Origin of the sequence: Streptomyces gamaensis, assembly GCF_042656465.1 — a bacterium.
Taxonomy (GTDB): domain Bacteria; phylum Actinomycetota; class Actinomycetes; order Streptomycetales; family Streptomycetaceae; genus Streptomyces; species Streptomyces gamaensis.
Map to the genome: position 1 here is coordinate 169,190 of NZ_JBHSPB010000011.1, position 22,015 is coordinate 191,204.

A 22,015-nucleotide genomic window follows, 5' to 3' on the forward strand; every position below is an offset into this window, starting at 1 on the left:
CTTTCAGTGGTGCTCGGTGGCGGGGGAGGCTTCGACGGCCCGCGCGGCGGAGCGCAGGTCCTTCCTGGAGACCTTCCCGACGCCGGTCTGCGGGAAGGCGTCGACGAACTCGACGCGGTCGGGGACCTTGTAGGCGGCCAGCCCCCGTTCGCGGACGAACTTCTTGAGCGCCGCGGGCCGCAGGGGGGCCGCGTCGGAGCGCAGGACGACGTACGCGCAGGCGCGCTCGCCCAGGTAGGGGTCGGGGACGGCGACCACGGACACGTCGTGGACGGACGGATGCGCGAGGAGGACGTTCTCGACCTCCTCGGGGGAGATCTTCTCACCGCCCCGGTTGATCTGGTCCTTGGCCCGGCCCTCGACGACGAGATGGCCGCTGGGCAGCCGGCGGACGATGTCGCCGGTGCGGTAGAAGCCGTCCTCGGTGAAGGAGCGCCGGTTGTGCTCGGGGGCCCGCCAGTAGCCGCGGATCGTGTACGGGCCGCGTGTGAGGAGATGGCCCGGCTCGCCCGGCGGCACCTCGCGGCCGGCGTCGTCGACGACGCGGATCTCGTCGTCGGGCGAGATGGGGCGGCCCTGGGTGGTGACGATCGTCTCCTCGTCGTCCTGCGGACGCGTGTAGTTGACCAGCCCCTCGGCCATGCCGAAGACCTGCTGGAGCGTGCAGCCGAACACGGGCCGCACCCGGCGGGCCGCCTCCTCGCCGAACTTGGCGCCACCGACCTGGAACACCTGGAGGCTGGACAGGTCGTACGGGGTGCTCTGCGCCGCCTCCGTCCACATCAGCGCGAGCGGCGGCACGAGCCCGGTGATCGTGACCCGCTCGCGCTCGATCACCTCGAACGCGGTCGCCGGGTCGGGCCTCGGGCACAGCACCACGGTCCCGCCCGCGTACAGCGTGCCCAGCGAACCGGGCGAGGACAGCGGGAAGTTGTGGGCCGCGGGCAGCACCACGAGGTACACCGAACGTTCGGTCAGACCGCAGGGGCCGACCGAGCCGCGCAGCGAGCAGATGTAGTCGTCGTGCGTGCGGGGGATCAGCTTCGGCACCCCCGTGCTGCCGCCGGACAGTTGCAGGAACGCCAGGTCGGACGGCCCGGGACCGGTCATGGGGTCGAACTCGCCGGGATAGCGGGGCACCCGGTCCAGGGGGGTGTGCTCGCCCGGATCGCCCACGACGAACACGTCCCGGAGCGTGGGCACGTCGGCCTTGACACGGGAGGCCAGCGCGCGGAAGTCGAACCCCGCGTCGGTGTCCGGGATCACGTAGGCGACGGCCTCGGTGAACGCGCAGAAGTAGCGGATCTCCGCCTCCCGGTGCGCGGGCAGCGCGAAGACCGGCAGCGCCCCGACGCGGAACAGCGCGAAGATCACCTCGAAGAACTCGGCGACATTGGGGAGTTGGACCACCACCCGGTCGCCCGCGCGGATGCCGCGCGCGGCGAATCCGGCGGCGAGCCGCCAGGCCCGCTCGTCCAGTTCCTGGTACGTCCAGCGGGCACCCCGCGCCGGATCGCGGACCGCCACCCGGTCCGGGTGGCGCGCGGCACGCTCGGCGAGCATCCCGCCGAAGGTCTCGCCCCGCCAGTGGCCTGCGGCCCGGTACCGTTCGGCGAACTCCGCGGGCCACAGGGGAGCGTCGGGGTGCTTCACCGGTCGGCCCCCACGGCGTGCAGGAACGTGGCGAACTTGGCGCCGGTCTCGGCGGTCTCGGCCTCCGGCGAGGAGCCGGCGACCACGCCCGCGCCCGCGTACAGCCGCAGCCGGTCCGTCTCGGCCTCGGCGCAGCGGATGGTGACGACCCATTCGCCGTCGCCGTCCGCGTCGCCCCAGCCGACCATGCCGGTGTACAGGCCGCGTTCGAAGGGCTCCAGTTTGCCGATGACCTCGCGCGCGGTGCGCACCGGGGTGCCGCACACCGCCGGAGTCGGGTGCAGGGCGCAGGCCAGCTCCAGGGCGGAGACGGCCGGATCGGTCGGCCGGCCGGTCACGGTGGTGGACAGGTGCCACATCGCGGCCGTGCGGACGAGCGTGGGACGGGCGGGCACGTCCAGTTCGGCGCAGTACGGGGCGAGGGCCTCGCGGACCGCGTCGACGACGACGGCGTGCTCGTGCAGGTCCTTGGCGGAGTCGAGGAGCGCGGCGGCCCGGCGCACGTCCTCGGCGAGGTCGGTGCTGCGGGGCGCGGATCCGGCGAGCGGGTTGGCGACCAGGCGCCCGCCCCGCCTGCTGACGAGGAGTTCGGGGCTCGCGCCCAGCAGGGTAGTGCCGGGCCCGGAGGGCATCGCGAAGGTGTAGCCGGCGGGGTCACGGCGCGCCAGCCGCTGGAGCATCGCGGGGATGTCGAGCGGCCCGGGGGCCGTGAGTTCCAGGGTGCGGGCGAGGACGGCCTTGCTCAACTCGCCCGCCCGCATGCGGCGTACGGCCTCGGCGACGGCGGCGGCGTACTCCTCGGGCGCGGGCACGGCGCGTACCGTCCAGTCCGTGGCGGACGGCGGCGGTGCGGGGAGCGCGATGAGCGGGTCCTCGCGCAGGGCGGGGGCCCGGCGTACCGTCCCGGGCACGACGAGCGGCGGGGCGGGGGCCGTGGGGGCGAAGGGGACGGCGCCCACGACGAGCGGGGCCGGCCCGCCCGCACGGCGGTGCGCTTCCAGCGTGGCGGCGACCCGCTGCGGCAACGGCCGCTCGTCGTCGGGGACTTCGGCGCGGACGCCGTGCGCGAGGAGGGTGCGGGTGGGCGAGGCGAAGAACCGGTCCTCGCCCGGGCGGTAGGCGTCGAGGAGAGCGGTGGCGTCGCCGGGGGAGAGGCCGGGTATCGGCGCCGGGGCATGGTGAACCGTGGTCACCGGGAACTCCGTTCGTCACGGTGCGGACGCACCGTCAAAAAAGAGGGGAAGGAAAAAAGGGAGGCGTCGGGTCAGGCGCGCAGGGTGGCGCCGCCGTCGACGTACAGGTCGTGCATCGTGATGTGCCGGGCCCGGTCGCTGACCAGGAAGCCCACGGCCTCGGCGATGTCGTCGGCCTCGGCGATCCGGCCCAGCGGGATGCCGACGCGGTAGGCGGCCGGGTCGCCGTCGAGGACCCGCCGCCGCGCGGACGGGTCGGTCCACAGCTGGTGCTGCATCGCGGTGTCCGTCGAGCCGGGCGAGACGACGTTGCAGCGCACGCCGGAGCGGGCGAGTTCCAGGCCCAGGCACTTGGTGAACATGGTGGCCGCCGCCTTGGACGCGGCGTACGCGGCCATGCGGGTGCGCGGTACCCCGGCGGCGTTGGAGCCGACGGTGACGATGCAGCCGGAGCCGCGCGCGGCCATGCGGCGGGCCGCGGCGCGCGAGGTGTGGAAGACGCCGGTGGTGTTGACCGCGAGGGTCTCGGCCCAGTCGGCGTCGGTGAGTTCGACGACCGGAGCGGGCCGCAGGACACCGGCGACGTTGACGAGGATGGCGAGCGGGCCGAGGGAGCGCTCGACGTCGTCGACGAGGGCGTCGACGGCGGCGGCGTCGGTGACGTCGACCGTGCTCGCGGAGATCCGGCCGTCGGCGCGGTCGCGCGCCAGCTCCTTGATCCCGTCGGGCCTGAGATCGGTGGCGACGACGTGCGCGCCGCGCCGGGCGAGCAGCAGGGCCACGGCCCGGCCGATGCCCCGGGCGGCGCCCGTCACCAGGGCGGTGCGCCCGGCGAGGTCCTGCTCGGTGGTGCTGTGCGGTACTGGTGCGGTGCTCATGGGTCAGCCGGCCAGCGCCCTGGTGACGTCGTCCAGGACGGTGCGGGCCGCGATCGGGCCGCCCGCGCTGTTCCAGGCCGAGCCCTCGACGACCACGACGTGCCCGTCGCGTTCCGCCTTCAGCGCGTCGAAGCCCGGCACCTTGCGGGCTTCGCCCAGCGCCTTCTCGCCGGCCGCCCGGTCGCCGAGGGCGCCGAAGAACAGCCAGTCGCCGTCGATCGTGCCCAGCTTCTCCAGGCTGACGGGCTCGCTGTGGCCCACCCCTTGTCCCTGCTGGTCCTCGGGCCGTCGCAGGCCGAGGAGGGAGAGCGTGGACCCGACGTGGCCGTTGCCCTTGCCGACGACGGACGGGGCGCCGTTCTGCCAGCGCACGACGCTGACGACGGCCCCGGCCCGGTCGCCGAGGCGCGCCTTCGCCTTCGCCGCGTCGGCGTCGAGTCCGGCGAGGAGCTGCTCGCCCTGGGGCTTCTTGTTCAGGGCGTCGGCGGTGGCGGTGAAGGCCTTCTTCCAGTCCTCGTTGAGTTTGGCGGTCACCACGGTCGGGGCGATCGAACGGAGCTTGTCCACGAAGCGCTTGGAGCCCGTGGTCTCGTCGAGCAGGATCAGATCCGGCCGCAGCGCGGCCAGTTTCTCCAGGTCGGGTTCGGCGGTGGTGGCGACGACCTCGGCCTTGGCGGCCCTGTCCGCGAGATAGGTGGACACGCCCTTCTGGCCGCGGCCGGCCGCGGTGCCGGCGGGTTCCACCCCCAGGGCGAGGGCGGCGTCCAGGGTGGGTTCGCTGAGCGTGACGACCTTGCGCGGGCTTTCGGGCACGGCCACGCTCGTGCCCGTCACATCGGTGACCGTGCGGGTGTCCGGGGAGGCGCCCCGGTCCGTGTCCGAGCCGCTGCCGCAGGCGGACAGGACGAGGGCGCCCGACAGGGCGGCGGCCGCGAGGGCGCCGCCGCGCCGGACACGAGGGGAGAACATGAGGGTGGCTCCTTGGGGGTGGTGCGTCGGTGCTGGTGAGCTCGCGCGCGGTGGGTGCGGACGGTGGCGTCAGCGGCGGTCGCCGCCGAGGACGGCCGCCAGGGCGTCGGCGAGTAAACCGCGCCAACAGGCGTAGTCGTGGCCGCCGTTGTGGACGGTGAGGGTCACGGGGTATCCGTGGGCGTCGAGGGTGTCGCGCAGGGTGCGCGCGTAGCCGGCCATCGGCCCTTCGTGCAGCCCGACGTCGAGGCGGACGGTCACCGGCCGCCGTTCGGCCGTGGCGAAGCGGGAGACGAGCCAGGGGGTGCCGGCGATGGGTTCCTGCGGTACGCCCGGCGGCCGGCCGGGCTGCCACCACAGGGAGGGGGACTGGGCGATCGCGTGGCCGAAACGCTCCGGCCGGGTGTGGGCGGCGTACAGGGCGGTGACCCCGCCGAGGCTCTGGCCGGCCACGGCGGTACGGGCCGGGTCGGTGGTCACCGGCCAGCGGCCCGCCGCCCACGGCAGCAACTCATCGGCAAGGAAACGGACATAAGGGTCGCGGCCGCCGAGGTCCTGCCAGCGGGTGGGGTTGTCGACGGCGTCCGGCGCGAGCACGGCCAGCGGCGGTACGGCCCCGTCGGCGATCATCGCGTCCAGGGTGTCCTGGAAGCGCAGCCCGCCGAACCACATGTCGCCGTCGCACAGCACCAGGACGGGCAGGTCGCCGTGGCCCTCGCCGGGCGGCCGGTAGACCCACACGTCGCGGTCCCCGCCGGGGGCCGTCCCGGTGCGCCGGTGGCGCTCGACCGTGCCGCGCGCGATGCCCGCGCGGCGGGCGGCCCAGGGCTGGGCCGGGGCCCGGGGGAGGGCGAAGACGGAGCTGTCGAGGGCATTCCAACGGCTGGCGATGCGCCGGGGGTTGAGCGGGTCGGGCGCGGCGAACGCGGACAGGGACCGCAGCCGCTGCTGGAGCCCGGCCGGGTCCGCGGGCGGTTCGCCGGGGGAGACGTCGGCGGCCATCCGGTACGAGCCCCGGTGGTCGGCGCGCAGCCGGTACCCCAGGTGCCAGACGTCGGTGCCCGGCACCCGGCGCAGCAGGGAACCGGCGAGGCGGCCCCGGTCGCCGATGCGGTTGGCGACGAGCAGGACCTGCCGGGTGGCGCGGTGCCCGCGCCACAGGAAGGTGACGGCGCGGTGGTCCGGATCGCCGTCGATCTCCTCGACGAGCGGGGTGCCCTGCCGTTCGGCCCGTTCCCAGAACCCGTCGACGAGCGCCTCGCGTTCGCCGTCCGTGGCGGCGGCGGCCAGCTGCTCGGTGAGACGGGCGATGCCCGGGCCGGTCAGGGGGCGGGGGCGGACGTCCGCGGAGCCGTCGGCGGGGCGTGCCGCCGAGGTGGGTGGTGTGCCGCTCATCGTGTCCCCGCTTTCTGACGTGTGATCGCCGTCCCCGTGACTGACGTGGCCTCAGGAGGTAGGGTGCGCAGGCGCGTTGGCGCGAACAGCGGCCCGGTGGCAGGGGGCCGCGTGACCACGGCGCGATCCGTTACTTAGCTTAGCCTAACCTAAGTACATGCTCATTGGATCACGCCCTGCCCCCGTGGGGCCGCCCGAACCCGCCACGGCGCACCGGCCGTTGCGGATCACCGGTCTCGCCCTCGGCCTCGTCCTGCTGCTGGCCGCCGTCGCCGCGAGCCTGGCGGTCGGCACCCGGCCCCTGCCCCTCGGCGAGGTCTGGTCGGCCCTGACCGCCCCGTCGGGAACGGAGAGCGACGGCATCGTCCGCGGACTCCGGCTGCCGCGCACCCTCACGGGAGCGGCCGCGGGCACCGCCCTGGGCATGGCGGGCGCGGTCATGCAGACCCTCACCCGCAACCCGCTCGCCGACCCCGGACTGCTCGGGGTGAACGCCGGCGCCTCCGCCGCCGTGGTCACCGCCGTCGCCCTGCTCGGCGTCGGCTCCTTCACCGGATACCTGTGGTTCGCCCTCGCCGGCGCGGCCGCCGCCGCGGTCCTCGTCACCGCGCTCGCCGGCAGCCGCACCGCGAACCCGGTCCGGCTCGCCCTGGCCGGCACAGCGGTCAACGCGGCACTCCTCGGCTACGTCAACGGCCTGCAACTCACCGACCTCGACACCCTGGAGACCATGCGCCACTGGGCGGTCGGCACCCTCGCGGGCCGGCCCGTGGACCTGTTCCTCGCCGCCCTCCCGGTCCTCGCGGCGGGCGGCCTGCTCGCGCTCGCCCTCGCCCGGCCCCTCGGCGCGCTCGCCCTCGGCGACGACCACGCCCGCGCGCTCGGCGCCCGCGTGGGACGCACCAGAGTGCTCTCGGTCGTCGCGGTCACCCTGCTGTGCGGCGGGGCGACCGCGATGTGCGGACCCATCGGCTTCATCGGCCTGATGGTCCCGCACGCCGTCCGCGCCTTCACCGGCCCCGACCCCCGATGGCTGCTGCCGTACTGCGCGCTGTACGCGCCGGCCCTGCTGCTCACCTGCGACGTCCTCGGCCGCATCGCCGCGCCGCCCTACGAGATCGAGGTCGGCGTCGTGACGGCCTTCGTGGGCGGCCTGCTCTTCGTGTACCTGGTACGGCGGCGGAAGGCGGCCGCGCTGTGACCGCACGCAAGACCTCTCTGCGCCTGGGCCCCTGGTCCCTGCGCGTCGACCGCCGCTCGGTGACCGTGTGCGCGGCGCTGCTCGCGGCCGTGGCGGCGGTGACGGTGGCGGCGCTGGGCACGGGCTCGTACGCCCTCTCCCCGTGGGAGGTCCTGCGGACCCTGGCCGGCGACGGCCCGCCCGGCGCCGCCTTCGTCGTGACCGACCTGCGGCTGCCCCGGTCCCTGGACGGGGTCCTGGTCGGCTGCGCCATGGGCACGGCCGGCGCCGTCTTCCAGTCCCTGTCCCGCAACCCGCTGGGCAGCCCCGACGTCATCGGCTTCGGCCACGGCGCCTCCGCCGGCGCGCTCGTCGCGATCGTCGTCCTCGGCGCGGGCACGGCGCAGACCGCGCTCGGCGCGGTGGGCGGCGGCTTCGCGACCGCCGCCGCCGTGTACCTGCTGGCGTGGAAGCGGGGCGTGCACGGCCACCGGCTCGTCCTGGTCGGCATCGGGGCCTCGGCGGTCCTCGGCGCGGTGACGAGCTTCCTCTACGTCCGCGCGGAGCTGGGCAAGGCGGCGCAGGCCGCCTCCTGGATGGCAGGCTCCCTCAACGGGCGCGGCTGGCACGACGTGACCGTCGCCGCTGTCGCGCTCGCCGCGCTGCTCCCGCTCGTCCTCGCACGCGCGCGGGGACTGGCCGTGCTGGAGATGGGCGACGATGCCGCCGCCGCGCTCGGCGTCCGCCCCGAACGCACCCGCCTGGTGCTCCTCGCGGCGGGCACCGGACTGACCGCCGCCGCGGTCGCCGCCGCCGGCCCCGTCCCGTTCGTCGCGCTCGCCGCCCCCCAGCTCGCCCGCCGGATCACCGGCGCCACCGGCCCGAACCTCCTGCCCGCCGCCTGGACCGGAGCGCTCCTGGTCACCGGCGCCGACCTGCTCGCCCAACGGCTCACCGGCTCCGCCCTGTTGCCGGTCGGCGTGGTCACCGGCGTCGCGGGAGGCGCCTACCTCGGCTGGCTGCTGCTGCGCGAGCGCGGGGCGGGCCGTGTGTGACCACCGGGGCCGGCCGGCCTTCGGGGCAAGAGCTGTCCTCCAGGTGCCCTACCGTAGGGGTGCACCATATGTTCGAACGTAAGGTCCGTCCGTGCTCTCCATGCTGCTTCAACTGGCCGTCATGCTGGCGGCCATCGCTCTCGGATCCCGCAAGGGCGGTGTGGGGATGGGTCTGTGGGGCGCGGTCGGCGTCTTCGTCCTGGCCACCGTCTTCCAGGTCGCGCCCGCCGACACCGCGGGCATCGTGGACGTGATGCTGATCATCCTCGCGGTGATCATGGCGGCCGCCGCGATGGAGGCGGCCGGCGGCATCCAGTACCTGGTCGCAGTCGCGGAACGGATGATCCGCCGCCACCCCTCCCGGGTCACCTTCATCGCCCCCGTCGTCTCCTGGCTGTTCACCCTGGGCGCGGGCACCGCCCACGTCTTCTACCCGCTGCTGCCGGTGATCCACGACGTGGCGCGGGAGGGCGGCGTCCGGCCCGAGCGCCCCATCGCCGTCTCCTCGATCGCCAGCACCGTGGGCATCACCGCCTCGCCCGTCTCCGCCGCCATGGCCGCCATGATCGTGATGTTCGACGGCGACGGCTGGACCCTCCCCAAGATCATGGCGGTGGCCGTGCCCGCCACCCTCCTCGGCGTCCTGACCGCCGCCGCCGTACAGAGCCGTATCGGCAAGGACCTGCCCGCCGAGAACCGGCAGCCCGCCGCCCGGGAAAGCGCCCAACTCCCGCCGCGCGCCGCCCTGTCCGCCGGCCTCTTCCTGGCGGGCACCCTGGCCGTCGTGGTCAGCGGCCTCTTCCCGCAGCTGCGGCCCTCGGTGCCGGGCAGCGGCGGCAGCGCCCCGCTGTCCATGCCCGCCGCGATCGAGATCATCATGATGGCCGTCGCTGCCGTGATCCTCCTGCTGTGCAAGGTGGACGCGGCCAAGGTGCCGGGCACGGACGTGGCCCGCTCCGGACTGGTCGCCGTCATCGGTGTCTTCGGACTGTCCTGGCTGGGCCTGACGTTCATCGGCCACAACCAGAAGCTGATCACCGAGAAGCTGGGCGGGATCGCCCACTCCCAGCCGTGGTTCTTCGCGGTGATGCTGCTCCTGCTGTCCGCGCTGCTGTTCAGCCAGGCGACCACCACCAAGGCCCTGATGCCGCTGGGCGTCGCGCTGGGCATACCGGCGCCGCTGCTCATAGCCATGTGGCCCGCGGTCAACGGCTACTTCCTGCTGCCGACCTACGGCACCTTCATCGCCGCGATCAACTTCGACCGCTCCGGGACCACCCGCATCGGCCGGTTCGTCCTCAACCACTCCTTCATGCTGCCCGGACTCATCACCACGGGCGTCTCCGTGGGCTGCGGGTTCGGGATCGTGGAGGCCTTCTTCTGAGAGCGCCCCACGGGACGTGCGCCGGCCCCGTCACCGCCACCCCGGGCGGCGACGGGGCCGGCGCATGTCCTGCCCTGTCCCCTCGGCCGCCTCAGCAGGCGTACGCGTCCCGCCGCGCGCTCTCGTACCGGCTCAGCACCAGCCGCGCGATCACCGGGTCGTCCGCGAGCGGCGCGGAGACGGCCGTCACCCCGGGCGTCGCCTCCAGGGCCCGGGTGAAGCGGCCGGGGGCGAGCAGGTGCGTGGCGACGCACACGCGCCGGTATCCGGCCCGCCCGAGCTGCTCGACGCGTTCCGGCACGGTGGGCGACGCGGCGGAGCAGTAGGCGTCGAGGACGGGGATGTCGGGGTGCGCCGCGCTCAACTGCCGTACGACGGCACGGGTTCCGTCGTTGCCGGACGGTCGCGACGAGCCGGCGCCCGCGACGACCACCGCGTCCCCGGGCCCGCCGGCCGCCAGCAGCCGCCGGTGCACCGCCCGGGCCACGCCCGGCTCCCCGGCCAGCCCGGGGGTCACCGTACAGCCGAAGCGGCGGGCGGTCGCCGGGATGCCGACGCGGCGGTGGTAGCCGTCACCGAGCAGCAGCGGCACGACGACCGCGCCCGGGTGCCGGGCCAGGACCTCGGCGAGGCGGGGGCGCTGGATGTCGAGGTGACCCACGGCCACGGGCACCCCCAGCGAGCGCGCCAGCCGCCCGATCACGGCCGACGCCTGCGGTACGGCACTGCCGTGCACGGCCAGTACGAGCATCTCGGCCTCCCGGTCCGGGGATCCGGGACCGCCGGGGGTGGTGTCGCGCACCCCCGCGGCCCCGGATCCGCTGTGCACGGGCCGAGGTGACAAGGAAGGACGCGGCCCGCGCTGCCCAGGCTAGGCACGGGCCACGCCCGGCGGGGTCCGCGACCGGCCCTCCACGCAGGGCCACTGGTCCCTGCCGGCAGGGCCGTTCGCGGCCCGGACCGGCGGCACCGCGCGGCTACGGTCGAAGCGGAAGGCCCCGTCGCCACTCGCCTCCTGGAGTCACCTCATGCCCTCGACGCCCCCGCAGAACCTCGTGCTCATCGGCTACGGCATGGTGGGCCACCGCTTCCTGGAGGCCCTCGCCGAACGCGACGCGCTCCCCGGACCCGGCCGGACGACCGGCCGGCGCGTCACCGTCCTCGCGGAGGAGGACGTCCCCGCGTACGACCGCGTGCACCTGTCCTCCGTCTTCGCGGGCACCCCCCGAGGCCAACTGTCCCTCGCCGACAGCGCGTTCGCCGACCGGCACGGCATCGACCTGCGGCTCGGCGACCCCGCCGTCCGCATCGACACCGAGGCCCGCACCGTCACCACCGCGCGCGGAGCACGCCTCGCCTACGACGCGCTGGTGCTCGCCACCGGCTCCTCCCCGTTCGTCCCGCCCGTCCCCGGCAGGGAGGCCACCGGCTGCTTCACCTACCGCACCCTGACGGACGTCGACAAGCTCATCGCCTACGTCGGCGAGGGCGGACGGCACACCGGCGCCGTCATCGGCGGCGGGCTGCTCGGCCTGGAGGCCGCGGGCGCCCTGCGCACCCTCGGACTGCGCACCCACGTCGTCGAGTTCGCGCCACGCCTCATGCCGCTGCAGGTCGACGACGGCGGCGCGGCCGCCCTGCGCACCACCATCGAATCGATGGGCGTCACCGTGCACACCGGCGTCAGCGCGCGCGGCATCGACACCGACGCCGAGGGCCGCGCCCGCGGCCTGCTGCTGTCCGACGGGCACCGTATCGACGCCGACGTCGTGGTCTTCTCGGCGGGCATCCGCCCCCGCGACCGGCTCGCCCGGGAGAGCGGGCTCGCCGTCGACGCCCGCGGCGGCGTCGCCGTCGACGCCCACTGCCGCACCAGCGACCCCCGCGTCTTCGCCGTCGGCGAGTGCGCCCGGACCGCCGACGGACAGGTTTACGGACTGGTCGCGCCCGGCTACCGGATGGCCGAGACCGTCGCCGACCGGCTCGCCGGCGCCGCCTCCCTCACCTTCACCGGCGCCGACACCTCCACCAAGCTCAAGCTGATGGGCGCCGACGTGGCCTCCTTCGGCGACCCCTTCGCGGGCGAGACCGGCGAGGCCGCCGAAGTGCTGTTCTCCGACGGCCGCGAAGGCGTCTACAAGAAGCTGCTGCTCGGCCCCGGAGGGCAGCTGCTCGGCGGCATCCTCGTCGGCGACGCCGCTCCGTACGACGCCCTCAAACCGCACGTCGGACGCGAACTCCCCGCGCCCGCCGCGGCCTTCGTCGCCCCCGGCGGGGGCGAGGGGACACCCGGCGCCGACGCGCTGCCCGACGACACCGTCGTCTGCTCGTGCCACAACGTCACCAAGGCGGCGGTGAAGCAGGCCGTCGCCGAGCACGGACTCACCGACCTCGACGGCATCAAGCGCCGCACCAAGGCCGGTACCGGCTGCGGCGGCTGCGCCGGCTCCCTCCAGGCCGTCCTCGACGCGGAACTCGCCGCCGGGGGCGTCGAGAAGCCGCGCGGCCTGTGCGAGCACTTCGCGCTGACCCGCTCCGAGATCTACCGCGTCGTACGGGACGAACGCCTGTGCTCCTTCACCGAGTTGCTGGCAAAGCACGGGACCGGCGGCGAAGGCTGCGCCGTGTGCAAGCCGGTCGTCGCGAACGTCCTGGGCACCCTCGCGCCCGAACTCGGCATCGGGCACGTCCTCGACGGCGAGCAGGCCGGCCTCCAGGACTCGGGCGACCTGTTCCTCGCCAACCTCCAGAAGGACGGCAGCTATTCGGTCGTCCCCCGCGTCGCCGGCGGCGAGATCACCGCGGAACAGGTCATCGTGCTCGGCGAGATCGCCCGCGACCACGGCCTCTACACCAAGATCACCGGCGCGCAGCGCATCGGCCTGTTCGGCGCCCGCGCCGAACAGCTCCCCGGGATCTGGCGCCGGCTGCGGGCGGCCGGCTTCGAGTCCGGGCAGGCGTACGGAAAGTCGCTGCGCGCCGTCAAGTCCTGTGTGGGCTCCCGGTTCTGCCGCTTCGGGCAGGGCGACTCCATCCAGCTCGCCATCGACCTGGAGCTGCGCTACCGGGGCCTGCGCACCCCGCACAAGTTCAAGGGCGGCGTCTCGGGCTGTCTGCGCGAGTGCGCCGAGGCCCACAGCAAGGACGTGGGCGTCATCGCCACCGCGAAGGGCTGGAACCTGTACGTGTGCGGCAACGGCGGCGCCCGTCCCCGGCACGCCGACCTGCTGGCCACCGACCTGTCCACCGCCGAACTCCTCAAGGTCGTCGACCGGTTCCTGATGTACTACGTCATGACCGCCGAGCGCCTGGAGCGCACCGCCGCCTGGATCCAGCGCATCGACGGCGGCCTCGACCACGTCAAGGAGGTCGTCCTGGAGGACTCCCTCGGCATCTGCGCCGAGCTGGAGGCCCAGATGGAGCGGCACGTGGCGGCGTACCGGGACGAGTGGGAGGCCGTCCTCGACGACCCGGCCGCGCTCTCCCGCTTCGGGCACGTCGACTTCGGCGCCCTCGACTCCCTGGAACCCGGCCGCGGCCGCCCCGTCCGCCTCCCCGGCGGCGGCGAGGCCGCGGTGTTCAAGACCGCCGCGGGCGAGGTCTACGCGGTCTCCAACCGCGACCCGTTCTCCGGCGCGGACGTCATCGCGAACGGGATCATGGGCAGCCGCGACGGCGTCCCCGTCGTCGCCTCCCCGATGCACAAGCAGGTCTTCGACCTGCGCACGGGCCAGTGCCTCGACGATCCGGAGGTCAGCCTTCCGCTGGTCGCCGTCGAGGAGGCCCGCCCCTGAGCGAGGCATGTACCCTGGGGAAGAGAATGAGACGTGAACGTCTCATTCGCGACTCTAGTGCCTCAAGGAGAGATAGCCGTGACCAGCCCCACGGCAACCCCCGCCCCCTCGCGGCTGCGCTGGCTGCAGCTGGCCATCCTGTGCGTGTCCGTCCTGCTCATCGGCATGGACGCCACGATCCTCAACGCCGCCCTGCCCGCCCTGGTACGGGACCTCGGCGCCGACGCCACCCAGCAGCTGTGGATCGTGGACGCCTACGCGCTCGTCCTGTCCGGACTCCTGGTCACCGCCGGCGCGCTCGGTGACCGCTGGGGCCGCAAGAAGCTGCTGCTCACCGGCTTCGCCCTCTTCGGGCTGGCCTCGGCACTCGTCGTCGTGGCCGACGGCCCGGCCGCGCTGATCGCCGTCCGCGCCCTGCTGGGCGTCGGCGGCGCCGCGATCATGCCGTCCACGCTCTCGATGATCCGCACGGCCTTCACCGACACCCGCGAACGCACCGTCGCCGTCGGCATCTGGTCCGCGATGGCCGCCGGCGGCATGGCGGCGGGCCCCCTCGTCGGCGGACTCCTCATGGAGCACTTCGACTGGCACGCCGCGTTCCTGGTCAACGTGCCGGTGGTCCTCATCGCCCTGATCGCGGGAGCCCTGTGGCTCACGGAGTCCACGGGCCGGGCCCACGCGGGCCTCGACGCCCCCAGCGTGGCCCTGTCCATGGCGGGTGTGATCGCGCTCGTCTTCGGCGTCAAGCAGATCGGCAAGGCCGGCATCGGCGCCCCGAGCACCCTGCTCGCCCTGGCGGCCGGCGCCGCCCTCCTCACCTGGTTCGCCCGCCGCCAGCTCCGGCTCGACGAACCCCTGCTGGACGTACGCCTCTTCACCAACCGGACGTTCAGTGCGGCGGCCGTCGCCATCCTGCTGACCATGGCCACCGAGGCCATCGTGCTCTTCCTGCTCACCCAGCACTTCCAGATGGCCCAGGGGCTCAGCGCCTTCGACGCCGGAGTGCGCCTGCTGCCGATGACGCTCGCCCTGCTGGCCGCCGCCCCGGCCGCCTCCGCCCTGATCCACCGCCTGGGCATGCGCACCGTCATCGTGGGCGCGCTCGCCACCGTCGCGCTCGGCGCACTCCTGCTCGGCCTGCTCGTCGACAGGGGCTACGTGCCCGTCGCCGGGGCGCTGGTCCTGCTCGGCGCGGGCGGCGGCGCCATGTTCACCGCCTCCTCGGTGACCCTGATGGCGGCCGTCCGGCCCGAGCAGGCCGGCGGCGCGGCCGCCGTCGACGAGATGTCCTTCGAACTGGGCGGAGCCCTCGGCATCGCCGTCCTCGGCAGCCTGGCCGCCGCGCTCTTCCGCGGCGCGGTGACCACCGACAGCCACGGCCTGCCCGCGCACGCCGCCGAAGCGGCCCGGGAGTCGCTGGCCGGAGCGCTGTCGGCGGCCGAGCGCCTGCCCCAGGACGGCGCGCACCTCGCGCAGGCCGCGAAGACGGCCTTCACCGACTCCTTCGCGACCACCAGCCTGGTCTCCGCGGGCGTCATGGCCGCCGTGACTGTGCTGGCCGCCCTCCTCGTCCCCCGCGCCTTCACCCCCGCGAACCACTCGGGCTGACCCCACAGGCGCGACCACGGCCCCCGGCACCCGCTGCCGGGGGCCGTCAGCGTCGCACCGTCGCCCAGAAGGAACCCGCGAGCGAGCCGATGCCGCGCGTGGAGCAGTGGAGCATCCGCGGCGTGCCCACCGCGCCGACGGTGACCGTGCCGCCGGCCAGGGGGCCGGAGCGGATGGTGACCGCCGGCAGCGGACCGCTGGGTGACCAGCCGCCGGCCGGCCCGTCCGTACCCAGCACGGAGGTGCCGACGGGCCTGCCACTGCGATCCGGGCTCCGGTACCAGATCACCCGGCCTGTTCCCGTGACGTGCTGGGCACCGGAGCAGTCGGCGCGGCCGGACGCATGCAGGACGACCCGCGCCGAGCGCAGCCGCTCGGCCGTGCCGTCGGGCGAGACACAGTGGTCCAGCAGCAGCGTTCCCCGCACAGTGGTGTGCTGCCGCTGCCCGCTCAGGGGTGGCGAGACGACGACGGGCTCCCCCGGGGCCGTGTGCCCCTGGCAGGTCAGGGCCACACCCGCGGCACCCGGCGCGGGCGTGCCCGCGGACAGGGGCGGCGGGGCCGCGCCGAGGCAGGCCAGCGCCGCCGTCACCAGGGCCGCGGCGAGACCCCGCGGCCGTCGGGAAACCGGGCACTCATGACATGACTGGATGTTCACGCGTCTCCATCGGGGTCGGAATTCCGGCGGGGCTGGGTGCGTGCGTCTTCTGAAGTCTATTCATGTCCTACTGTGGTTCCCGTATTTCCCCGGTTCGCCGTGGGGATTTCGCTGTCCACGCGGACCCTGGAAAGGCTGTCGTGATGACTCTTTTCGCCCAGCGTCACGCTCCACGGGACACGCAGCCGACGGCAAGTCAAAAAAGGGCTGATCAAGAGGAGTTGACCCGGTCTTTCGCACTGGTCGTGGTGCGGCACCGGCGGTGGGTGATCTCCCTGTGGGCCGTGTTCCTCGGGGCGGCCGCACTGTTCCTCCCCGGATTCACCGGCACCCTGGCCGTACCGTCGTTCGTCATGCCGGACACGGAGTCCGCACAGGCGGGCCGCATCGTGCAGGAAGGATTCCCGGAATTCGGGGCCGAGCAGATGATCGCCGTATTCCGTTCGCCCGGACTGGACGCCGAGGACCCGCTGTTCCGCAAGACCGTCGACCGGGCCTCGGCGGCACTGTCCGCGCAGCCGGGCATCGCCGGCGTCAGCGACCTGCCGGTGCCGTCGGCGGGGGACACCCGGCACACGGCCTACCGCCTGGTGGGCGTCGCCGGCGCCCCGGACCGCCGGCAGGCCCGGTCGGCCGCCCAGCAGACGGCACTGGCGGACACGGCGGACCGGGTCTCCGGACACCGGGTGAGCGCCGATCTGCTCGGCCTCACCGCAGCCGTGACACAGCTTCAGGAAAAAATGGCGCCCTCGCTGCGCCTGGCCGACGCCCTCGCGGTCACGGCCGCCTGCACGGCCCTGCTCCTCGTCCTGCGACGCCCGGTGCCCGCCGCGCTGCCGCTGCTGGCCGCCGGTACCACGGTCGCCGTCGCCCTGGCCCTGCTCGGCGTCGTCCCCGGCGTCTCCGTCGACCTGTTCACCGCCGCGACCACCTCGGCGCTCGGCCTGGGCGTCGGCCTCGACTACGCGCTGCTCGTCCTGATGCGCTTCCGCGAGCACCGGGCGGAAGGCGCGGACGGGCAACGGGCCGCTGTGGCCGCCGTGTTGACGGCGGGCCGTACCGTGACGTACTCCGCGCTGACCGTCGTGGCCGGCGCCGCCAGCCTGCTCGTGGTGGGCATGCCGCTGGTCCGCAGCTGCGCCCTCGGGGCGATGGCCGTCACGGCGACGGCCCTGCTCGCCGCCGTGACCCTGCTCCCGGCCTGCCTCGCGCAGTGGCCGGACGCCGTCACGGCCACGCGGCGGCCCCGTACCACCGGCCGGAACACGGACCGGGCGAAGCGGCCGGGCGGCTGGGAACTCTGGGCACGGCAGGTGATGCGCCGCCCCTGGCCCTGCGCCCTCGCGGCACTGGCCGTGCTCGCCCTGGCCTCCTGGCCGGCCGCCGGGCTGCGGACCGGCTTCGACTTCGACCGCGGCGCGCTCGCCGGGACCCCGGCCGGTACCGCCCTGCACACCCTGGAGACACAAGGAGCCGCCGGCGCGGCCGCCACCGTCGTGATCGCCCTGCCCCATCCCGGCACCCAAGTCCCCCAAGAACTCCCCGCGTTGATGAACGCGCTCGCAACCGACCCGGACATCGCCGCCGCCGTGCCCGTCGGCAACGAGCGCGGTACGACCGCGGTCCTCGTACTGCCCCGCAGCGCGATCGACGCCGCCCCCACCGCGTCCCTGGTCGACCGGCTGCGCCACCACGTCCTCCCCAGCGCCCTGCCGCCCGGCCGGCGGGCCTGTGTCGGCGGTGCCCCCGCCGCGCTCGCCGACCAGCACACGGTGGTCGACGACAGCCTGGTCACGGTCGCCGTCTGTCTGCTCGTCGGCGCCCTGTGCTTCCTCACGGTCGCCTTCCGCAGCCTGCTGCTTCCCCTCAAGGCGATCGCCGCCAACATCGCGGTCACCGCGGCCACGTTCGGCATCCTGCGCGTGTGCGCGCCGTGGCTGGGCACCGCGGGGCATCCGGTGATCAACCACTACGTGCCCCTGGTCACCGTCGTGATGCTCTTCGGACTGTCCCTGGACTACGAGATGTTCCTGGTCCGCCGCGTCCGCGAACGCCATCTCGCCGGTGACGACGACACCACGGCCGTCGCCGTCGCCCTGTCCCGCACCGCCACCCCGATCACCCTGGCCGCCGCCGTCATGGTCGCCGCCTTCGCGTCGTTCACCACCGTCGGCAGCGCCGCCGTCCGCCAGTTCGGCTTCGCCGTGGCCGTCGCCATCGCCCTGGACGCGACGGTCGTGCGCCTGCTCCTCGTCCCCGCGCTGATGCGGCTGCTGGGCCGGTGGAACTGGTGGCTGCCCGGCAGCGGTGACCGCCGGCACGGTGAACGACCGGTCCGGGCCGGCGCCGATCGGCCGGGCGCACTGTCCGGGCGGCCGTAGCGCCCGTACCGGCTACGCACCAGGCATCGCCGCCGCCGGGCGGGCGCCGGTGCCGAAATACTCGACGTCCCCGCAGTACGGCAGACCTTCCAGGCTCTCCCCGGAGAAGAACCTGGTGAGGAGATCGACGGTCTCCGGCATCCGCTCGGCGAAGAGCATGTGGTCGGCTTCCTTCACCGTCGTGGTCCGCGCGTCCGCGCACAGCCGGGCCGCCGCACGGGCCTCCTCCGGTGGCGTGATCCGGTCGTGCTCACCGGTGAAGAACAAGGCCGGCTGCGGCAGGCCCACCCCGGGAAACCAGTCGCGGTGCAGCCGGAACCTCTCGGCCATCTGACGGTAGCGCGCGAGGTCGTTCCGGTTGCTGTTCGCATAGGTCCGCAGGAACAGCTTGACCAGCATCGACCGCCCGCGCACCACGCGGCGCGCGTCGTGACAGAACAGGTGACGTACCATCAGGCCGGCCCATTCCCGGGTACGGCCGGACGTCAGCAGCTCGTGAGCCTCCCGCTCGAACGCGTCGGTCTCCTCCGGTGCGGTGGTCATGAAGCCGATCAGGGCGACGCGCGCCACATGCTCGGGGTGCGACACCGCGGCTTGGTAGGCCACCGGAGTGGCTGCCGATGCCCCGCACAAGTTCACTCTCCCCAGGCCGAGTTCGCCGATGGTGTGCGCGACGCAGTCCGCGAGGAAGCCGGGCCCGTACCGTGGCGGGAGCGGATCGGCTCCCGGGCCGCCGGGCAGATCGATACCGACGCACGTCGCCCAGCGCGTCATGAGCCGACAGGGCCCGCCGAACGCATCCGCCTGCTGATCCGCGCCCGGCAGCAGGACCACCGGTGACAGCCGGGGGTCCGGTTGCTCGTGCACCAGACACGAGTAACGGTAGCCGTGAAAGGTCAGGTTCCGTACTGCGGGAGCCATGCGCTGTTCCTTCGTCAAGGTCGGTCAGTCGGCACACACGTGCCCCACAGCGGTCGGTGGCCGAAGGAGTCCGTCAGGTCCCGACGGCGGCGCGCTCCTCAGGCGCAGCAGCCGGTACCGGCAGCGGGGGGCACGGCTGTTCCCGCTTCCGCTCCACGCGGACGCAGAAGCTGCCGAGTGTCTCCGCGGGGTCGATGTCCTCCAGCTCCAGATCCAGCTCGTCCTGCAGAGCGACGCCCAGCGTGACGAGATCCAGGGAACGCAGGCCCAAGTCCTCCAGGACCACATCGGGACCGATCTCCTCCTCGGGCAGGCCGAGGTCCGTGACAAGAATGCCGGCGATCCTGTCGTACGTCGTGGACATCCCAACTCCTCCATGTCGAAAGCGGGAACAGCAAGTCGAAGGCAGCCCCTGGTCACACCGCCGTGAAGACGAGCGCGGCGTTCTGGCCGCCGAAGCCGAACGATGTCGACACCGCGGCCTCCAGCCGCAGTTGACGTGGCACCTTGGCCACCACATCCAGATCGAGCTCCGGGTCGGGGCACTCCAGATTGGCCGTCGGCGGAACGACCCCGTGGCGCAGCGACAGTACGGTGCACGCCGCCTCGATCGCCCCGGCCCCGCCGACCGCGTGCCCGAGCACCCCCTTGAGCGCGGTGACCGGGGGCGGCCGGCCGAAGACCCGGTGCAACGCGGCGCTCTCCGCGGCGTCGTTGAGCCGGGTGCCGGTGCCGTGCGCGTTGACGTGCCCGACGGCGCCCGGCTCCAGGTCCGCGTCGGCGAGCGCGGCGCGTACCGCCTCCGCCGCTCCCCGCCCGTCCGGGCACGGGGCCGTGACGTCGTACGCGTCGCAGGACGCCCCGTAGCCCGCGAGCCGGGCCAGCGGCACCGCGCCGCGCGCCCGAGCATGACCGCTCCGCTCCAGCACCAGCATCCCGGCCCCCTCGCCGGGCACGAACCCGTCCCGGTCCGCGTCGAACGGCCGCGACGCCCGCTCGGGCTCCGCACAGCGGCGGGAGAGCGCCCGCAACTGCCCGAAACACACCACTGCCGGCCGTGAGCAGATGGACTCCGCACCCCCGGTGACGACAACGTCGCACGCCCCGGTGCGCAGCATCATCAGGGCGGTGCCGATCGCGGTGGCACCCGAGGCGCACGCGGTGCTGGTGACCAGGTTCGGGCCGCGCGCCCCGAGGTCGAGCCCGATCTCGCCGGCCGCCATGCTGGGAATACTGCGTGGCAGCACCAGTGGAGAAACCAGCAGGTGCCGCCCCTCGGCGACCTTCACGATCTCGTCGACGTACTTCTCCAGGGACGCCGTACCGGTCCCGACGGCCACCGCGACCCGCGTCGGATCCCACTCGCGCGGTTCCAGACCCGCGTCCGCGACCGCCTCACGCGCGGCGAGCACCGCCATGGCCGTGAACGAGTCCAGCCGTGCGGCCAGCCGCGACCCGAGGAGGGCGGACGCGTCGAATCCGGGCACCCGGCAGGAAAAGTCGGTCGGCAACCCGGCCAGTTCCGGATCGGTGGCTGCCGTCGGGTCGCCGGAGAGCAGGCCCTCCCAGGTGGCGGGCACGCCCACGCCGGCCGGTGTGACCAGCCCCAGGCCGGTCACCACTACGTCGTGCTCGCTCAACGGTCAACTCTTCCGACGGTTTTCGGCATTTCTCCGCGCGGACTGTGCGAGACCGGCACGGCGCACGTTGTGCTTGTACGGGCGAACGCGCGCGGACAACGGGAGGACACGGGGGTGTCACCCGGCGAGATCAACCCGCGGAACGCCGGGACAGAAACCGGGACAGAAACCAGGGCGGAAACCGGGACGTGTTTCCCACGTATTCGGACGTGCTGCGCGGAATGGAGTTCTGCCCGGCTTCCGGTGCTCTCCGCCGTGGTTACGGTGACTCCCGACCTCGTATCCGGTTCGACGGAGATCAGCAATACATGCAATGTCAGACAGGCCGGCCCCGGTCGATGAAAGGCTGGCGCTGGATCGTTCTCCCCGTCGCGGTGACCGTGGTCTGCGGTCTCGCGCTCTGGAAAATCACGTCCTGGAACAGAAGGCCGCTGGCCGGACCCCAACAGCCCATTGTTCTGGAGCCTTCCGCACCGCCGACGGACCCGTCGGACGGACAGCGAAGCGGCGGAGAACCGGCGGACCCCGCCACCGCGCTGCGCTGTGCCCTGGAGAGAATTCCGGTGCGCGGCTCGTACGCCGTGGCCGTGCGGGACATGAAGACGGGCGCGACCGCCGACTACCACACGGGCCGCTGGAGCTACGACACCGCGAGCATCGTGAAACTCGACATCCTCGCGGCCCTGCTGTACCGGGCCCACGGCACGCCGCTGACCGGTGGCCAGAGGGAACTGGCCGAGAAGATGGTGCAGGAGAGCGACAACGACGCAGCCACCGCGCTGTGGAGCGAAATCGGCGGCTCGGCGGGGCTGACGGCGGCCAACAAAGCCTTCGGTCTGAGTCAGACCGTCGCCGGTAGCGGTTACGACTGGGGACTGACCCAGACCACCGCTGTCGATCAGCTCACCCTGCTCGAAAGGGCTGTGGGCGACGACTCTCCCCTCACCCCCTCCGCCCGGCAGTACATTCGCACGTTGATGGGCCGCATCGATGCCGATCAACGGTGGGGGATATCCGCAGCGGCCGACGCGAACACCTCCTGTGTCCTGAAGAACGGCTGGCTTCCGCGTACCGCCACAGGCCTGTGGGACATCAACAGCGTCGGTGAAATACAGCACAGTGGGCACCCGCTGCGCATCGCGATCCTCTCCAGCGGTCAGGAATCCCAGGAACGTGGTATTGAACTCGTGCAGAATGTCGCGGTCGCCGCAGCCGAAGCGCTGACCGGGGCAACACCTGTGTCCTCGAAGTGAGTTGCTGTCGATTCCCAGGGACGTTCCCAGGGATGTTCCCAGGGGCATAAGGA

17 protein-coding genes are annotated in these 22,015 nt (G+C 73.7%); 7 read left to right on the forward strand and 10 right to left on the reverse strand.

The annotated features are described in order from the left end of the window. Positions 1–3: 3 nt before the first annotated feature. The 5 genes from ACFP1Z_RS19470 to fes all read right to left on the reverse strand — a co-directional run bounded on the left by ACFP1Z_RS19470 (position 4) and on the right by fes (position 6,088). Entirely contained in the window at positions 4–1,653 is a 1,650-nt protein-coding gene (locus ACFP1Z_RS19470; protein WP_390317736.1) for a (2,3-dihydroxybenzoyl)adenylate synthase, read from the reverse strand. After that, on the reverse strand, positions 1,650–2,846 hold the full coding sequence (dhbC, locus tag ACFP1Z_RS19475) for an isochorismate synthase DhbC (RefSeq protein WP_390317737.1): 1,197 nt from the start codon (positions 2,844–2,846) through the stop codon (positions 1,650–1,652). Before dhbC ends, ACFP1Z_RS19470 begins: the two co-directional genes overlap by 4 nt. Before the next feature lie 71 nt (positions 2,847–2,917). Next, positions 2,918–3,724 (reverse strand): 2,3-dihydro-2,3-dihydroxybenzoate dehydrogenase, encoded by an 807-nt coding sequence (locus ACFP1Z_RS19480; RefSeq protein ID WP_390317739.1) that lies wholly within the window; start codon positions 3,722–3,724, stop codon positions 2,918–2,920. A gap of 3 nt (positions 3,725–3,727) precedes the next feature. After that, positions 3,728–4,693, reverse strand: a complete 966-nt coding sequence (locus ACFP1Z_RS19485) for an ABC transporter substrate-binding protein (protein ID WP_390317741.1) — start codon at positions 4,691–4,693, stop codon at positions 3,728–3,730. A gap of 69 nt (positions 4,694–4,762) precedes the next feature. Further along, positions 4,763–6,088: an enterochelin esterase gene (gene fes / locus ACFP1Z_RS19490; protein ID WP_390317742.1), complete on the reverse strand. Its 1,326-nt coding sequence runs from the start codon at positions 6,086–6,088 to the stop codon at positions 4,763–4,765. Positions 6,089–6,245: 157 nt separating this feature from the next. Between fes and ACFP1Z_RS19495 the strand changes: the two genes are divergently transcribed. From ACFP1Z_RS19495 to ACFP1Z_RS19505, 3 genes are all read left to right on the forward strand, one after another. Further along, positions 6,246–7,289: a FecCD family ABC transporter permease gene (locus ACFP1Z_RS19495; RefSeq protein WP_390317744.1), complete on the forward strand. Its 1,044-nt coding sequence runs from the start codon at positions 6,246–6,248 to the stop codon at positions 7,287–7,289. Next, on the forward strand, positions 7,286–8,323 hold the full coding sequence (locus tag ACFP1Z_RS19500) for a FecCD family ABC transporter permease (protein ID WP_390317746.1): 1,038 nt from the start codon (positions 7,286–7,288) through the stop codon (positions 8,321–8,323). Before ACFP1Z_RS19495 ends, ACFP1Z_RS19500 begins: the two co-directional genes overlap by 4 nt. A 100-nt stretch (positions 8,324–8,423) precedes the next feature. After that, entirely contained in the window at positions 8,424–9,707 is a 1,284-nt protein-coding gene (locus tag ACFP1Z_RS19505; RefSeq protein ID WP_390317883.1) for an anaerobic C4-dicarboxylate transporter family protein, read from the forward strand. A gap of 91 nt (positions 9,708–9,798) precedes the next feature. Here the strand turns inward: ACFP1Z_RS19505 and ACFP1Z_RS19510 are convergent, their stop codons facing one another. Continuing rightward, a complete protein-coding gene (locus ACFP1Z_RS19510) occupies positions 9,799–10,536 on the reverse strand; it encodes a sirohydrochlorin chelatase (RefSeq protein WP_390317748.1) in 738 nt (245 codons plus the stop codon). Between the two features lie 199 nt (positions 10,537–10,735). Here ACFP1Z_RS19510 and nirB point away from each other — a divergent pair, with 199 nt between their 5' ends. Continuing rightward, entirely contained in the window at positions 10,736–13,501 is a 2,766-nt protein-coding gene (gene nirB, locus ACFP1Z_RS19515; protein WP_390317749.1) for a nitrite reductase large subunit NirB, read from the forward strand. A 78-nt stretch (positions 13,502–13,579) separates the two neighbouring features. Next, a complete protein-coding gene (locus tag ACFP1Z_RS19520; RefSeq protein WP_390317751.1) occupies positions 13,580–15,109 on the forward strand; it encodes an MFS transporter in 1,530 nt (509 codons plus the stop codon). A gap of 46 nt (positions 15,110–15,155) precedes the next feature. Here the strand turns inward: ACFP1Z_RS19520 and ACFP1Z_RS19525 are convergent, their stop codons facing one another. Continuing rightward, entirely contained in the window at positions 15,156–15,767 is a 612-nt protein-coding gene (locus tag ACFP1Z_RS19525; protein WP_390317752.1) for a hypothetical protein, read from the reverse strand. 221 nt (positions 15,768–15,988) lie between these two features. Between ACFP1Z_RS19525 and ACFP1Z_RS19530 the strand changes: the two genes are divergently transcribed. Continuing rightward, positions 15,989–18,148 carry an MMPL family transporter gene (locus ACFP1Z_RS19530; RefSeq protein WP_390317754.1) on the forward strand — a complete coding sequence of 720 codons (2,160 nt, stop codon included), beginning with the start codon at positions 15,989–15,991 and terminating at the stop codon, positions 18,146–18,148. A gap of 12 nt (positions 18,149–18,160) precedes the next feature. Here ACFP1Z_RS19530 and ACFP1Z_RS19535 read toward each other — a convergent pair whose 3' ends face one another. The 3 genes from ACFP1Z_RS19535 to ACFP1Z_RS19545 all read right to left on the reverse strand — a co-directional run bounded on the left by ACFP1Z_RS19535 (position 18,161) and on the right by ACFP1Z_RS19545 (position 20,709). Further along, positions 18,161–19,069: an alpha/beta fold hydrolase gene (locus tag ACFP1Z_RS19535; protein ID WP_390317755.1), complete on the reverse strand. Its 909-nt coding sequence runs from the start codon at positions 19,067–19,069 to the stop codon at positions 18,161–18,163. 73 nt (positions 19,070–19,142) lie between these two features. After that, entirely contained in the window at positions 19,143–19,433 is a 291-nt protein-coding gene (locus tag ACFP1Z_RS19540; protein WP_390317756.1) for an acyl carrier protein, read from the reverse strand. Between the two features lie 52 nt (positions 19,434–19,485). Next, positions 19,486–20,709 carry a beta-ketoacyl-[acyl-carrier-protein] synthase family protein gene (locus ACFP1Z_RS19545; RefSeq protein ID WP_390317758.1) on the reverse strand — a complete coding sequence of 408 codons (1,224 nt, stop codon included), beginning with the start codon at positions 20,707–20,709 and terminating at the stop codon, positions 19,486–19,488. 188 nt (positions 20,710–20,897) lie between these two features. Between ACFP1Z_RS19545 and ACFP1Z_RS19550 the strand changes: the two genes are divergently transcribed. Next, on the forward strand, positions 20,898–21,962 hold the full coding sequence (locus ACFP1Z_RS19550) for a serine hydrolase (protein WP_390317759.1): 1,065 nt from the start codon (positions 20,898–20,900) through the stop codon (positions 21,960–21,962). Positions 21,963–22,015: the final 53 nt, after the last annotated feature.

Coding starts and splice junctions, on each gene's coding strand:
- ACFP1Z_RS19480 (WP_390317739.1), bottom strand. CDS start 3,724: ATGAGCACCGCACCAGTACCGCACAGCACCACCGAGCAGGACCTCGCC.
- ACFP1Z_RS19485 (WP_390317741.1), bottom strand. CDS start 4,693: ATGTTCTCCCCTCGTGTCCGGCGCGGCGGCGCCCTCGCGGCCGCCGCC.
- fes (WP_390317742.1), bottom strand. CDS start 6,088: ATGAGCGGCACACCACCCACCTCGGCGGCACGCCCCGCCGACGGCTCC.
- ACFP1Z_RS19495 (WP_390317744.1), top strand. CDS start 6,246: ATGCTCATTGGATCACGCCCTGCCCCCGTGGGGCCGCCCGAACCCGCC.
- ACFP1Z_RS19505 (WP_390317883.1), top strand. CDS start 8,424: ATGCTGCTTCAACTGGCCGTCATGCTGGCGGCCATCGCTCTCGGATCC.
- nirB (WP_390317749.1), top strand. CDS start 10,736: ATGCCCTCGACGCCCCCGCAGAACCTCGTGCTCATCGGCTACGGCATG.
- ACFP1Z_RS19535 (WP_390317755.1), bottom strand. CDS start 19,069: ATGGCTCCCGCAGTACGGAACCTGACCTTTCACGGCTACCGTTACTCG.
- ACFP1Z_RS19540 (WP_390317756.1), bottom strand. CDS start 19,433: ATGTCCACGACGTACGACAGGATCGCCGGCATTCTTGTCACGGACCTC.